We start from the raw sequence: 14,032 nt of genomic DNA, 5'->3' as shown, positions 1-14,032 counted from the left end.
GACGCGCACGCCCAGGAGCTGCTCGGCGACATCGGCGTGTCGGCCGGCTACCCGGTGCTGTGGACGGGCGATCGCCTCGCGGCCGCGACGGCCGGCGTCGCGGAGGCACGCGCGCGGCTCGCGACCCCGCCGTCGAACCTGCTGAACGCGAACGGCTGGAGCTGGATCGGCGATACGGCGGGCAAGTACGGCCAGGACTACACGCTGCGCGCGTACGCGGCCTACACGCAGTTCGGCACCGCGACGCGCGACGACGAAACGCTCGCGGTCGTGCGCGTCGACAGCGACGGCCATCCGCTGAACGGCGCGAACCGCTATGTGCTGCATTTCGCGCCGGGCGCGCTCCCGCCGGCGCGCGCGTTCTGGACGCTGACGCCCTATTCGACGAACGGCGCGCTGCCCGACGTCGGCTCGGCGCGCCGTTCGCTCGGCGATCGCGACCGCCTGTGCCGCAACCACGACGGCTCGATCGACATCGCCGTGTCGGCATCGCCGGGCGGCACGCATGCGGCCAACTGGCTGCCGGCGCCGCGCACTGATTTCGCACTCACATTGCGCCTGTACGCACCGAAGCCGCAGGCGAGCGACGGGTCGTGGATGCCGCCCGTCGTCGTCCGGAAATGAACGGATGACCGGCGGCGTTGTCCGACCGGCGGGCGCGACGGCGCCCGAACCCCGTACCGTCACCTCCTGAGCCTATACTTTCGGGATAGCGTGCGCGGCCGCCCGGTTGTCCGGTGCGGCCCGGCACCCCATCCCGAGGCATTCAAGCATGGCAAGCGCAGACAAAGAAACCGTATCCTCGACCCTCCATGCCCTCGGTGGCGTTGCACGCTCGCGCCGGACCCGGCGCATCGGCATCGGCCTGCTGATCTTCCTCGTTTTATTCGGACTGCTCGGGTTCTTCGCGGCGCCGCCGCTGATCCGCCATATCGCCGAACAGCAGTTGAGCAAGCAGCTCGACCGGCCCGCCACGATCCAGCGCATCGCGCTGAACCCGTACACGCTGAACCTCGAAGCCGACGGCATCCATCTCGGCGACAAAGGCGGGCAGGGCGACTTCATCGACATCGCGAAGCTCGTCGTGCGGCCGTCGTGGTCGTCGCTGTTCCGCGGCGCGCCGATCGTCAATGAAGTCCGTCTCGACTCGCCGCGCTTTCATATCGTCCGCTACGACGCGCAGCGCTTCAATTTCACCGACCTGATCGAGAAATTCTCGGCGCCGTCGCCCAAACCCGAAAGCAAGCCGACGCAGTTCTCGGTGTCGAACATCCAGGTCAACAACGGCCGGATCGATTTCGACGACCGTCTGCTGAACGAAAAGCACGTCGTCGACAACTGGACGCTCGGCATTCCGTACGTCGCGACGCTGGCCTCGAAGACCGACATCTTCGTCGAGCCGAAGCTGCGCGCGCGCTTCGACGGCAGCCCGATCGCGATCGACGGCAAGACCAAGCCGTTCGCGCAGTCGCGCGAATCGGAGATCGCGCTGAAATTCGACGGCCTCGACGTGCCGAAGCTGATCTCGTACGTGCCGGCGAAGCTGCCGGTGGCCGTGACGAGCGGCCTCTTGAGCAGCGACCTCAAGGTCAATTTCGTGATGAGCGGCGAGACGCCCGCGCTGCGCGTATCGGGCACCGTCGACCTGAAGGACGCGAAGGTGACCGACCACGCGTCCGCACCGCTGTTCGCCGCGAGTGGCGTGCACGTCGCGGCGGCCAGCCTCGAGCCGCTGCGCAACGCGATGCACTTCGACGAGATCCGGATCGACCAGCCGGTGGTCGACCTGTCGCGCGACAAGCAGGGCGTGCTGAACGTCGAGAAGCTCGCCGCGCAGCCGGCAGCCGCATCGAAGGCCGCCGAAGGCAAGCCGGCGGCGTCGGGCGCCGCGGCCGTTGCCACCGCCAGCGGCGCGAAGGCCGAAGCCGCCGCTGACGCGAAGGAGGCGCCGCCGCTCGACCTGACGATCCGTCATTTCGCGATCGACGGCGGCACGGTCAACGTCGACGACCGCGTGCCGGCGACGCCGACCGCGCTGTCGCTCACGAAGCTCGCCGCGACGCTCGACGGCTTCACGATGCAGGGCAAGACGCCCGCGAAATACACGCTGTCGACGTCGCTGTCGCGCGGCGGCGACGTGAACGCCGAAGGCACGTTCAATCTTGCGGAGAAGCAGGTCGAGAGCAAGCTGACGGTCGCCGCACTCGCGCTGCCGGCGCTGCAGCCGTACCTCGGCGAGGCGACGCGTGCGCGCGTGCTCGACGGCACGCTCGGCGCGACCGTCAACGCGAAGGCCGACTGGGGCAAGACGCCGCTCGCCGCGCAGGTCGCCGACAGTACGGTCAGCCTGAAGTCGCTGAAGATTGCGACGCCCGACGCGAAGGCGCCCGCGATCGTGCTGCCCGACGCGAGCGCGAAGATCGCGAAGGTCGACGTGGCTGCACGCACCGCGGAGATCGGAAGCGTCGACGTCAGCGGGCTCGCGCTCGACGTGCAGCGCCTGAAGGACGGCAAGATCGACCTGGCGGCGCTGGCCGAGCCGGCGCAGGCGTCGGTGCCGAAGCGCACGGTTGCGCGCAAGGCGGAGGCCGCCGCGCCGTCGTGGCATTACCGGATCGACGCGCTGAACGTGAAGGATTCGTCCGCGAACTTCACCGACCTGTCGACGCCGCGCCCGGTGAAGCTGGCGATCAAGCCGCTGGACCTGTCGGTGCAGAAGATCAGCGACGACATGACCAAACCGCTGCCCGTGCAGCTGAAGGCGACGCTGAACCGCAAGGGTTCGCTGAACGTGACGGGCGACGTGACCGCGCAGCCGCTGAAGCTTGGCCTGAAGATCAACGGCAACCGCCTCGACGCGGCCGCGTTCGAGCCGTACTTCGGCAGCGCGCTGAACGCGACGATCGCCAGCGCCTTGCTCAACGCGCAGGGCAACCTGACGTTCGCGCAGGTGAAGGACGCGCCGCGCGCGACCTATCGCGGCGACGTCGCGCTCGTCGACGTGCGGATGCTCGACAAGGCGACCTCCGACCCGTTCGCGGGCTGGCGCTCGCTCGCGCTGACGAACCTGAAGGCGAACTACGACGAGAAGGGCACCGACGTCGATGCCACGCGCGTGACGTTCTCGAACTTCTACGGCCGCGTGCTGCTCGACGCGCAAGGGCGCCTGAACCTGAAGGACGTGGTCGCGAAGCAATCGGGCCCCGCGCAATCGCTCACGCGTGATGCGAGCAAGGGCGAGCCGGTGCCGCTGTCGCCGGGCATGACGCCGCCGGCTGCCGCCCAGGCCGCACCGCAGGCGTCCGCGCCGGCCGCCGCATCGGCGACGGTCGTCGTCAAGGCCGCGACGCCGCCGCAGAACCCGGTGCGCATGCATTTCGGCGAGTTGCTGCTGCAGAACGGCCGCGTCACGTACACCGACAACTTCATCAAGCCGAACTACACGGCGAACCTCGTCGCCATCAAGGGCACGGTCGGCGCGTTCGGCACGGATTCGACGACGTCCGCACCGGTCGACGTCGCCGCGAACCTCGCGGGCAACGGGCCGATCTCGATCAAGGGTTCGGTGAACCCGCTGATCGAGAAGCCGGCGCTCGACCTCACCGCGACCGCGCACGACATCGAGCTGACCAACCTGACGCCGTACTCGGCGAAGTACGCGGGGTACCCGATCACGAAGGGCAAGCTCAACGTCGACCTGCATTACGCGCTCGAGAACGACCAGCTGAAGGCGAACAACCACATCTTCATCGACCAGCTCACGTTCGGCGACCATGTGGAGAACGACACGGCGACCAAGCTGCCGGTGAAGCTCGCGATCTCGCTGCTGAAGAACACGCGCGGCCAGATCGACGTGAACCTGCCGGTGTCGGGCTCGCTGTCGAATCCGGAGTTCAGCGTCGGCGGGCTGATCTGGCGCGCGGTGCTGAACCTGATCGCGAAGGCCGTCACGTCGCCGTTCTCGCTGCTCGCGCATGCGTTCGGCAGCGGCGGCGAGGATCTCGGCTACGTCGAATTCGCGCCGGGCTCGTACCAGCTCGACGACGCGCAGCAGAAGAAGCTCGATACCGTCGTGAAGATGCTGACCGAGAAGCCGTCGATCCGCCTCGACCTGATCGGCCGCGTCGATCCGGCGAAGGACACGTCGGGGCTTGGCGAGGCGTACGTCGATCGGCTCGTGCGCCAGCAGAAGCTGAAGGACGTGGTCGGGCAGGGCGAGAGCATCGACCCGATGTCGGTGAAGGTCGAGCCGGCCGAGTACAGCAAGTACCTGGCGCGCGCGTACAAGGCCGCCGACTTCAAGAAGCCGCGCAACCTGATCGGCCTGCAGAAGACGCTGCCCGACGCCGACATGAAGAAGGCGCTCGCCGACCATGCGCCGGCCGACGACAACGCGCTGCGTGCGCTCGCGCAGCAGCGCGCCCAAGCGGTGCGCCAGTACCTCGACGGGAAGATCGATTCGAGCCGCGTGTTCGTCGTCGCGCCGAAGCTCGATGCGAAGGGCATCGAGGACAAGGGCGCGACCACCCGCGTCGACTTCGGCCTGCAGTAAGCAGGCCATCCGCCGCCGCTGCGTCCGTTCATCCGTTCGGGCGCGGCGGCGCGTTTCCTTCAGCGCGCGGCGATCGCCGGTTCTACGCGCTTGCCCAGTTCCTTCTTCGCGGCCAGCGGCAGACGCGCGTCGTCCCACTGCGCCAGCCATTCGACTTCCTTCGCCGTGAATACCTGTCCGTAGTTGCGCAACGCGTACTGCAACGCGTCGACGACGTGGTGGCGAATGATCTCGGGGGTGCGTGCATCGTCCAGCACGAACCGGAGGGCTTCCAGGGTCGACATACTCGTGCTCCGGGTCAGGGAAAACCCTTTATCACACGCCAATAGTCGCGCGCCAAGCCGGAAAAAAAATCGTGCTGCCGCAGGGCCGTGCGAACGTTTTGACCGATGCACCGGCGCAGTGCCCGCGAGTGAGCGCACCCGTCGCAATGTGCGCCAGATCACCCTGCATTGCGACCGCGTCGTGTCACTTGCGATTGGTTACGTTTGACAGAAAACAGAAAGCCCCGCTTCATGCGACCGCCCCACGATCCGGCGATATTTTGCGCGCTTGATGGCAAGTCACGCAGTTCAACGTCAATCGATGAGGTGGGGTGATCATGTCTTTCCTTGGTAAGCAGCGGAAGTTGGTGGCGATGGTGGCGGGCGCGCTGGCGCTCGCAGGTGCGGGTGCGCACGCGGCGCAGCAGGACGGCAACAGTCAGGGCGAGGATCGCGGCCACGCGAGCCGCGTCGTGAAGCACGTGTTGCTGATCAGCGTCGACGGCCTGCACGAGCAGGATCTCGCGCGCTGCATCGGCGCGAACACGTGCCCGAACATCGCGGTGCTCGCGAAGAGCGGCGTGACGTACACGAATGCCTATACGCCGGGCCTGTCGGATTCGTTCCCCGGCCTCGCCGCGCTCGTGACGGGCGGCTCGCCGAAGACGGCCGGCCTGTTCTACGACGTGTCGTACGACCGCAACCTGTACGCGCCGGGCGATACGAGCTGTTCGGGCAAGCAAGGCTGGAACGTCGTGTTCGACGAAACGACCGGCATCGATGCCGAGAACGGCGGCGCGCTCGTTCACCTGAACGGCGGCGGCGCATTCAACCCGCAGGCGATCCCGAACGCGAAGGTCAACGGCAAGTGCGTGCCGGTCTATCCGCACAACTACGTGAAGACCAACACCGTGTTCGAGGCCGTGAAGGCCGGCATCCCGAACGCAACCACCGCGTGGGCCGACAAGCACGCATGGGGTTACGACTGGCTGAACGGGCCGTCGGGCACCGGCGTCGACGATCTGATGCGCACCGAGATCAACTCGATCGACCCGGTGACGAAGACGGACTACACGGACGTCTATTCGCATACCGCGCAGTTCGACAACCTGCACGTGCAGGCGCTGATCAACCAGATCAACGGCCGTGACTCGACGGGCACGAAGAGCGCACCGGTGCCGACGCTGTTCGGCGCCGACTTCCAGACGCTGAGCGTCGCGCAGAAGGCGGTGGTGACGAAGGGCGGCGGCTACCTGGATGCCAACTTCACGCCGAACGGGCAGGTCGCGAATGCGATCACGTACGTCGACAACTCGATCGGTTATATCGTCGCGGCGCTGAAGCAGGCGAGCCTGTATTCGTCGACCGCCGTGATCGTCACGTCGAAGCATGGCCAGTCGCCGACCGATCACACGAAGCTCGTGAAGAACGGCGACACGCTGACGAAGCTGCTCGAAACGAACAACTACCTCGACCCGAACGGCAACTTCGGCCAGGCCAACACGAAGACGGGCAACCTGAACGACGGCTCCGGCCTGGTCGACACGGGCTTCGTGCAGACCGACGACGTCGGCCTGATCTGGCTGCGCGACCGCAACCAGCGCACGGCCGTGGTGCAGACGCTGAAGGCGAACCTGGGCTGCAACGCGCCGGGGATCTGCGCGGACGGCTCGCAGGCCTACATCCTGTACGGCGCGGCGCTCGCCGAGCGCTTCGGCGATCCGGCCAACGGCCGCACGCCGGACATCATCGTCCAGCCGAATCCGGGCGTGATCTACACGTCGAGCACGAAGAAGGACGAGGAGCACGGCGGCAACGCGCCGGACGACAGCCACCTCGGCCTGCTCGTGTCGTATCCGGGCCTGCATCGCGCACGCACGGTGACCGACACGGTCGGCACGAAGCAGGTCGCGCCGACGATCCTCGGGCTGCTCGGCGCGAACCCGCGCCTGCTGCATGCCGTGGTGGCCGAGAATACCGGCGTGCTGCCGGGGCTCGGTATCGGTCGCTAAGCAACGCAACGCGACGCGGAAGGATTGCCCGCCGCCGGCTGCGCGGCGGGCGCGATTGCGCGCTGCGCGAGGTGCTGTTCGCGTCTACTTCGCGAACAGCACCGGCATCATCTGCAGTGCGCAATCGTGCATGCGTTTGCCGATCGCCTGCACGTCCGGCTCGTCCCGCGCCATGAGCGAATCGCCCGCGCGTTTCATCGCCGCGTAGCTGCCGCGCATCGCCGCATACAACGGAATCGGCGACGTGGCGCCGGGGCCGGGCCCTTCGAAATAGCCGGTGGCGGCGAGTTCGCCCAGGTAGTAGGTGTACAGCGCGCCGACGTGGTTCGCCTGCAGCCACGTCATCAGCTGGATGCGCCGGTAGACCGACACGAGGTCGTCTTTCGGGCGCGAGCCGAGCGCGACGAAGATCTGCAGCCGCGCGAGCCAGTTGCCCTTGCGCGCGGCCTCGACGAGCGCCGTCCACTGCGCGGGCGTCGTCGAGCCCGGTTCGCGCAGGCTGCTCATGTAGTCGATCACGGCCTGCTGGTCCGGTGCCGGGCCGATCTGGTCGGGCGACCTGCACACGAAGCGGGACACGTCGATGTCGGCGTCGCCGAGATTGTCGAGCTCGTGCTTGATCTTGCCGTACACGTCGTCGAGCTGTTTCTGGACGTCGTCCTTCGACCATTCGGCCGGCAGCGGGCCCAGCCACACGAGTTCGTCGTCATGGGCAGCCGCGGCCGCGCGGTAACGGGCGAGCGCGGCATCACGACGCTTGGCGGCGGCGGCCTGCTCGGTGCGTGCGTCGTCGGCCATGCGCTGCCGGACCAGGTTGACGGCGTCGGTCAGTTTCGCGCAGCGGGCGAAGGCGTCGTCGCGGTGCGTCCAGCACGCGTTGTCGACCGTGTAGATCCAGCGGGTGTTGACGGTCTCCAGTACATAGTGCGTCTCGCCTGCCTGCCGGGCGATGGCGGCACGGCCCTTGTCGTCGGTCACGCCCTCGGCCAGCACCTTGCCGTCGTGCGTGGTCCAGCTGTAGGGCTCGCTGCTCAGCGGTATTTCGCTGCCGCTGTCGCGGGTCAGGTTGATCGCGTAGTGCGTCGTCGGCTTCGTCTCGGCGTGAGCGGCGCCTACGGCGGCGAGGGCGGCGAAGGCGGCGAAGGCGGCGAAGGCGGCGAGCGCGACCGCCGCGCAGCGATGCCGGGTTGTCTTCGGGTGCGGGATGGCGGGCCGCGTACGGCCGCGGTGTGACGACGGGGTGTTCATTGCCCTCTTTCTCCGTTGTTGTTCTGGTCGTGCTTCGTTTGACGACGCGCGAGTGTAGCAGGCGGGTATCGCGACGGACGGCTTGAATTCTGCCGCCCGGACCGGCATATTCGCCACGCATCACCCGTTCAACGACGCACCGAGAGGTTTGTCCATGCGCCTTCTGCTTGCCCTGCTGCTGCCGTGGTTCCAGTTCTTCACGATCGGCCGCCCGATCGCCGGGATCATCTGCCTGATCCTGCAAATCACGATCGTCGGCTGGCTGCCGGCCGCGATCTGGTCGGTGTATGCGCTGAGCCAGTACAAGACCGATCGGAAGATCGAGGCGGCGCTGCGCGAGCGGCGCTGACGCAATCGGCAACGCCGGACGTCGCCCGCGCGGCGCGGATTACTGCGGCGGCGCCCCCTCCAGCGCCTCCGCCCGCGCGAACAGCCAGTCGACGAACGTTCGCAGCGACGGATCGTCGTCGTCGCGATACAGGCAATGAAACGGCGGCCCTTCCAGGTGGACTTCCGGAAACAGCGCGACGAGCCGCCCGTGCTCGATGTCGTCGCGCACCACCGCGCGTGGCGCGAGGCATACGCCGAGCCCGCTCGCGGCGGCCTTGGTCATCAGGAAGAACTCGCGATAGAACGGCCCGCGCAGCGTCTCGGTGACGGCCGAACCCGCCTGATGGAACCAGTATTGCCACGCCTGCGGCAAGCCCGCGTAGTGCAGCAGCGGCGCGTTGCGCAGGTCGGCCGGCGTACGCGCCTGTTCGAGCACCGGGTGGCCGGGCGCGCACACCGGCACCGCGACGGTCGCGAGCAGTGGCCGCGACACGAATCCCTTGCGGCGCAGCTCCGGCGTATAGCGGCGGACCACAATGTCGCAGGTTTCGTCGAACTGGTCACGCTCGTTGTCGGGCGTCGTGACGAGTTGCACGTCGATATCCGGATGCTCGGCCTGGAACGCGGCCAGTTGCGTGAGCAACCAACCGTGCGAGAAAGACACCGACGCGTTGATCCGCACCGGATGGCCGTCGACGGGTTCGAACATCTGCCCCGTCGCCTGCGCGAGCCGGCCGAGGCAGCTCGCGACGTCGACGAGGTAATGCCGCGCACGCGGCGTAAGCCGCAACGAGCGTCCGTCACGCTCGAACAGCTTCTGACCGAAGAACGATTCGAGCACGCGGATCTGCTGCGCGACCGCGCTCTGGGTCACGTTCAGCTCGTCGGCGGCGAGGGTGAGGCTCTGCAGGCGGCCGGCAGCTTCGAAGCTGCGCAGCGCGTTCAGGGGCGGCAATCGGCGCATCGTGAGATCGCGAAGAAAAGCTACACAGTGGGTCAAAAAATGTCGTTTGTGGCGGTCGGGGCGCCTCCCTATCATGGCGCCGACAGGAGAATACGCCCGATGACGATCATATCGCCACCCGACACCCGGACGACCGGAATTCGCCGCCGTCTTCGCGACCGGCGCACGGCGCGACGCGCGATGCGTCGCGACGCAGCGGTGCCGCCGGTGCGAGGCCGCGGCGCGCTGGCGCTCGCCTGTGCCGGACTGTTTGCGGTACTGGCCGGGTGTGCATCGAAGCCGGAAAACGAACGCCAGATCGGCAGCGGCGGCTCGCTGGTGCGCTACAGCTCCAGCCAGACCGAAGTCGACCTGTCCGACAGCGAGCAGCAGACGCTGCGAATGATGACCGATCGCCGCTATGCGGGTGCGACGCAGGGGCGTGCACTCGACGCGGTGGCCGGCGTGCTGCGCGCACAGGGCTATGCGCCGGTGACAGTCGATCGCGATTCGGGGCTGATCGAGGGCGGGCGCAGCGATACGCTGATTCCGAAGTGGCGGCAATTGCTGCGCGGCGCGCTCAAGGCCCGCATCGGCGGCTTGCCCGCGAAACCGGATCACGAGCGGGTGGCCGCCGTCGTAACGGTTCGCGTGACGGCGGCGCGCGACGCGATCGTGCGTGCGCGATTCGACCGCACGGTGTGGGACAGCAACGGCGACTCGCGGATGAAGACCATCGTCGAGCCCGATTACTACCAGACCTTCTTCGGCGCGATGGACAAGGCGATGTGCACGACATCGTGCGAGCGGTGATCGGCACGCTGGGGCCGGCGCCGGGGGTACAAGGGAGGATCGGGAGCGGAGGGCGCGCAGCCGCCGCTCGGAGCATGAGCGCGGATGCCGGCGCGTCGCCCGGTGCATCCGGTCGACGCCGAAGCCGTCGTCGAGAAAACGGCTGCCGGATCGTCGCTCGACCCGGCAGCCGCTTCGCCTACTTCACCGCAAACAGCGTCAGGTTCATGAAGATCTTGAACGCATAGCCGAGCGTGACGGCGCCGATCACGCCGCCCGCCCACAGGACGACGAACCACATCCAGCCGCGCATCCGCGACCGTGGTGCCGTAGCGGGGCGCTCGGCGGAATCAGTGGTGGTAGTAATGCTGGTCTTCATGGCGCACCTTGCCTCGGAATACCCAGTAACCCATCGTCGTGTAGGCGATGATGATCGGGAGGATAACCGCTGCGCCGACCAGCGTGAAGGTCTGGCTCGAACGCGGCGCCGCGGCTTCCCAGATCGTCATCGTCTGAGGAATCGCGTACGGGAACAGCGTGACGAGCAAACCGACGTAGCCGAGCAGCACGAGCGCCAGCGCGAGCACGAACGGGGTCATGTCATGCCGGGCGCGCACCGCGCGGCGCATCCACACCGCGCAACCGGCGACCAGGAACGGCACCGGCAGCAGGCGCCAGAATAGCCCCGAATCGAACCAGCGCTGCGCGATGGCCGGATCCTGCAGCGGCGTCCACAGGCTGACGACCGCGATGAAGCCGAGCAGCACGACCGTCAGCGGCCACACGACGCGATGCAGGCGCCGTTGCAGGTCGCCTTCCGTCTTCGCGACGAGCCAGCAGCAGCCGAGCAGCGCATAGGTCACGATCAGGCCGAGGCCGGTCAGCAGGCTGAACGGCGTGAGCCAGTCGAACGCGTCGCCCGCGAACACGCCGTCCTTCACGTTGATGCCTTGCAGGAACGCGCCGAGTGCGATCCCCTGGAACAGCGTCGCGCCGGCCGAGCCGCCGATGAACGCGAGATCCCACAGCTGCTTCGTGCGCCGCGCCTTCGCGCGGATCTCGAACGACACGCCGCGGAAGATCAGGCACACCAGCATGAAGATCAGCGGCAGGTACAGCGCCGACAGCACGGTCGAATAGACGATCGGGAACACCGCGAACAGCCCGGCGCCGCCGAGCACGAGCCACGTCTCGTTGCCGTCCCACACGGGGGCGACCGTGTTCATCATCAGGTCGCGTTCCTTCTCGTCCGGGAAGAACGGGAAGACGATGCCGATGCCGAGGTCGAAGCCGTCGAGCACGACGTACATGAAGAGCCCCAATGCGATGATCGCGGCCCAGATTACGGTGACGTCCATAGGTTTTCTCGTATGCGGAAAGGGTGGGCTCAGACGGTCTCGAGCGGCTCGTCGACGGCCGACATCGGGCGGCGCGCGGTGTGATCGGGGCGCGTGTCGGGGGTGTCGTCGTGCTTCACGTCGGGCAGCGCGGGGCCGGCCTTCATCAGCTTCAGCATGTAGTACACGCCGGTGCCGAACACGAGGAAGTACACGATCACGAACGTCATCATCGACAGGCTGACCTGCTGCACCGACAGCGGCGACACGGCCTGCGCGGTGCGCATCACGCCATACACGACCCACGGCTGGCGGCCCGCTTCGGTCGTCACCCAGCCCGCGAGCAGCGACACGAAGCCGGTCGGGCCCATCACGAGCGCGAAGCGCTGGAACCACTTCGATTCATACAGGCGGCCGCGGCGGCGCAGGAGCCACGCGAGCGCGGCGAGGCCGATCATCGCGAAGCCGAGGCCGACCATGATCCGGAAGCTCCAGAACACGACGGTCGAATTCGGGCGGTCTTCCGGCGGGAATTCCTTCAGGCCGCGGATCTCGCCGTCCCAGCTGTGCGTGAGGATCAGGCTGCCGAGGTGCGGCACCTTCACCGCGTAGCGGGTCGTTTCCGCCTTCATGTCCGGAATGCCGAACAGGTTGAGCGGCGTGCCGCCCTTCTCGGTTTCCCACAGGCCTTCGATCGCGGCGATCTTCGCGGGCTGGTGCTTCAGCGTGTTGATGCCGTGCTGGTCGCCGATCACGGCCTGCAGCGGTGCGAGCACGAGCAGCAGCCACAGCGCCATCGAGAACATCTTCTTCACGCTCTTGTCGCGGCGGCCCTTCAGCAGGTGCCAGGCGCCCGTTGCGGCCACCACCAGCGCGGCGACGATGAACGCGGCGATTGCCATGTGGAACAGGCGATACGGGAACGACGGGTTGAAGATGATCGCGAACCAGTCGGTCGGCACGACGCGGCCGTCGACGATCTCGAAGCCCTGCGGCGTCTGCATCCAGCTGTTCGATGCGAGGATCCAGAACGTCGAGATCAGCGTCCCGATCGCGACCATCAGCGTCGCGCCGAAGTGCGCGCGCGGGCTCACGCGGTTCCAGCCGAACAGCATGATGCCGAGGAAGCCGGCCTCGAGGAAGAACGCGGTCATGACCTCGTACATCAGCAGCGGACCGGTGACGGCGCCCGCGAAGCTCGAGAAGCCCGACCAGTTCGTGCCGAACTGGTAGCTCATCACGACCCCGGAGACGACGCCCATCCCGAACGCGACCGCGAAGATCTTCGACCAGAACAGGCAGAGGGTTTTGTAGTACTGCTTGCCGGTTTTCAGCCAGCGATATTCGAGCACGGCGATGAAGCTGGCGAGGCCGATGCTCAGCGCCGGAAAGACGATGTGAAAGGAGACGGTGAACGCGAATTGCAGGCGGGCCAGATCGAGGGCCGAAAGAGCGGTGTCCATACCAGTTGACCGAGGCTGACGATACCCGCCGGCGGGTGCCGGCGGACCCCGGCGGACGGGCGTCGGGGTTGGCTGGAGTATGTGCCGCGATGTTGCACCGCGAAATGCGCCAACTCGTCGCAGATGTCCAGCCCGCCGCGTGCGATTCCGGGGTAAATCGTTGATTCGTATCAAGAAGGCTGCTTGTGGCCCGCGCGGCCGCGGCGTGGCGGTCTGACGCACGTGCGTCAATATGGCGCGTCGCGTCATCGGAACGGTTCGACGCGGGTGCAAACCTTGGGTGAATGCGCGCAACGTGGCGCCCGCGCGCGGCCGAACCATTGCGGTGCGTTATCGCGTAACGCACGCGGCCGTGCCGGCGGGCCGCGGCCGATGGGGTCTGTCACATTGGTAACGCCGCGCAACATTGGCGCGTGCGCCCGTAATGGATGACGGATCGGGCGCGGCGTAGCGTTCCGTATGTCGGGTTCGCATCGACGAACCGCCAGCCGGAGAACGTGACGTGAATGGATTGAAGCTCGCACTGGGCGCAGTGGCCGCGGTGGCGATCGCGACGGGCGGCGTGGCGCATGCCGCCCGGGTCGGGGTCTATATCGGCCCCGGCTACCCGTATTACTACCCCGTCGTCCCTGCGCCTTACTATTACCCGCCGCCGGTCGTCGCGGTGCCCGTCGATCCGGGGCCGCCGCCCGAGTACGTCGAGAAGGGGCAGCCGCAGGACGAGGGCGACGCGAACGTCTGGTACTACTGCGACGCGTCGAAGCATTACTACCCGTATGTGAAGACCTGCAAGTCGGGCTGGCGATCGGTGCCGGCGCGGCCGCAGTGACGGAGGCGTAACGATGAAATCCGTATTTCGACCTCTGCGCGTGCCGGCCGCGCTGGCACTGGCCGGCCTGCTCGGCGCGTGCGCGTACATGCCGACCGGGCCGAGCGTGATGGCGCTGCCCGGCACCGGCAAGTCGTTCGACCAGTTCCGCGCCGACGATGCGAACTGCCGTCAATACGCGTTCCAGCAATCGGGCGGCGTGAGCGCCGGCCAGGCGTCGACCGCGAGCGCGGTCGGCAGCGCGGCCGTCGGCACCGCGCTGA

At 67.5% G+C, this 14,032-nt stretch carries 12 protein-coding genes and 1 pseudogene; 7 read left to right on the top strand and 6 right to left on the bottom strand.

Annotation, left to right across the window (positions count from 1 at the left end; translation table 11 throughout):
- Both G3O00_RS31700 and G3O00_RS31695 read left to right on the top strand, forming a co-directional pair.
- Positions 1-624: DUF1214 domain-containing protein (locus G3O00_RS31700; RefSeq protein ID WP_206145351.1), on the top strand; the 624-nt coding region annotated here is incomplete at its 5' end.
- Between the two features lie 148 nt (positions 625-772).
- Positions 773-4,552: a DUF748 domain-containing protein gene (locus tag G3O00_RS31695; protein WP_206145350.1), complete on the top strand. Its 3,780-nt coding sequence runs from the start codon at positions 773-775 to the stop codon at positions 4,550-4,552.
- Positions 4,553-4,611: 59 nt separating this feature from the next.
- Here the strand turns inward: G3O00_RS31695 and G3O00_RS31690 are convergent, their stop codons facing one another.
- Entirely contained in the window at positions 4,612-4,836 is a 225-nt protein-coding gene (locus G3O00_RS31690) for a hypothetical protein (protein ID WP_174941949.1), read from the bottom strand.
- Positions 4,837-5,147: 311 nt separating this feature from the next.
- On the opposite strand from G3O00_RS31690, the gene G3O00_RS31685 reads away from it, so the two are divergent.
- Entirely contained in the window at positions 5,148-6,827 is a 1,680-nt protein-coding gene (locus tag G3O00_RS31685; protein WP_174933173.1) for an alkaline phosphatase family protein, read from the top strand.
- Between the two features lie 84 nt (positions 6,828-6,911).
- On the opposite strand, the gene G3O00_RS31680 is transcribed toward G3O00_RS31685, so the two are convergent.
- Positions 6,912-8,075, bottom strand: coding sequence for a hypothetical protein (locus G3O00_RS31680; protein ID WP_206145349.1), 1,164 nt, complete (start codon positions 8,073-8,075; stop codon positions 6,912-6,914).
- 154 nt (positions 8,076-8,229) lie between these two features.
- On the opposite strand from G3O00_RS31680, the gene G3O00_RS31675 reads away from it, so the two are divergent.
- The gene (locus G3O00_RS31675; protein ID WP_011353784.1) at positions 8,230-8,424 is read left to right on the top strand and encodes a YqaE/Pmp3 family membrane protein; all 195 of its coding nucleotides are present in this window, start codon (positions 8,230-8,232) and stop codon (positions 8,422-8,424) included.
- A gap of 39 nt (positions 8,425-8,463) precedes the next feature.
- On the opposite strand, the gene G3O00_RS31670 is transcribed toward G3O00_RS31675, so the two are convergent.
- On the bottom strand, positions 8,464-9,369 hold the full coding sequence (locus G3O00_RS31670; RefSeq protein ID WP_241025426.1) for a LysR substrate-binding domain-containing protein: 906 nt from the start codon (positions 9,367-9,369) through the stop codon (positions 8,464-8,466).
- Positions 9,370-9,549: 180 nt separating this feature from the next.
- Between G3O00_RS31670 and G3O00_RS31665 the strand changes: the two genes are divergently transcribed.
- Positions 9,550-10,161: a hypothetical protein gene (locus G3O00_RS31665; protein WP_241025425.1), complete on the top strand. Its 612-nt coding sequence runs from the start codon at positions 9,550-9,552 to the stop codon at positions 10,159-10,161.
- A 178-nt stretch (positions 10,162-10,339) separates the two neighbouring features.
- Here the strand turns inward: G3O00_RS31665 and G3O00_RS31660 are convergent, their stop codons facing one another.
- Genes G3O00_RS31660 through G3O00_RS31650 form a run of 3 tightly spaced genes read right to left on the bottom strand, consistent with a single transcriptional unit; the run spans position 10,340 to position 12,940 of the window.
- On the bottom strand, positions 10,340-10,519 hold the full coding sequence (locus G3O00_RS31660; protein ID WP_011353787.1) for a hypothetical protein: 180 nt from the start codon (positions 10,517-10,519) through the stop codon (positions 10,340-10,342).
- Entirely contained in the window at positions 10,491-11,498 is a 1,008-nt protein-coding gene (gene cydB, locus G3O00_RS31655; RefSeq protein WP_174933178.1) for a cytochrome d ubiquinol oxidase subunit II, read from the bottom strand. Before cydB ends, G3O00_RS31660 begins: the two co-directional genes overlap by 29 nt.
- Positions 11,499-11,527: 29 nt before the next feature.
- Positions 11,528-12,940 carry a cytochrome ubiquinol oxidase subunit I gene (locus tag G3O00_RS31650; protein WP_011353789.1) on the bottom strand — a complete coding sequence of 471 codons (1,413 nt, stop codon included), beginning with the start codon at positions 12,938-12,940 and terminating at the stop codon, positions 11,528-11,530.
- 502 nt (positions 12,941-13,442) lie between these two features.
- Between G3O00_RS31650 and G3O00_RS31645 the strand changes: the two genes are divergently transcribed.
- Positions 13,443-13,769, top strand: a complete 327-nt coding sequence (locus tag G3O00_RS31645; RefSeq protein WP_011353790.1) for a hypothetical protein — start codon at positions 13,443-13,445, stop codon at positions 13,767-13,769.
- A gap of 13 nt (positions 13,770-13,782) precedes the next feature.
- Positions 13,783-14,032, top strand: a pseudogene (locus G3O00_RS31640) (hypothetical protein); the annotation flags it as partial.

Source organism: Burkholderia sp. Ac-20384 (assembly GCF_017104605.1).
Lineage (GTDB): Bacteria > Pseudomonadota > Gammaproteobacteria > Burkholderiales > Burkholderiaceae > Burkholderia > Burkholderia lata.
Note: the sequence above shows the minus strand (reverse complement) of the source record. Positions and strands in the feature narration are given on the sequence as shown.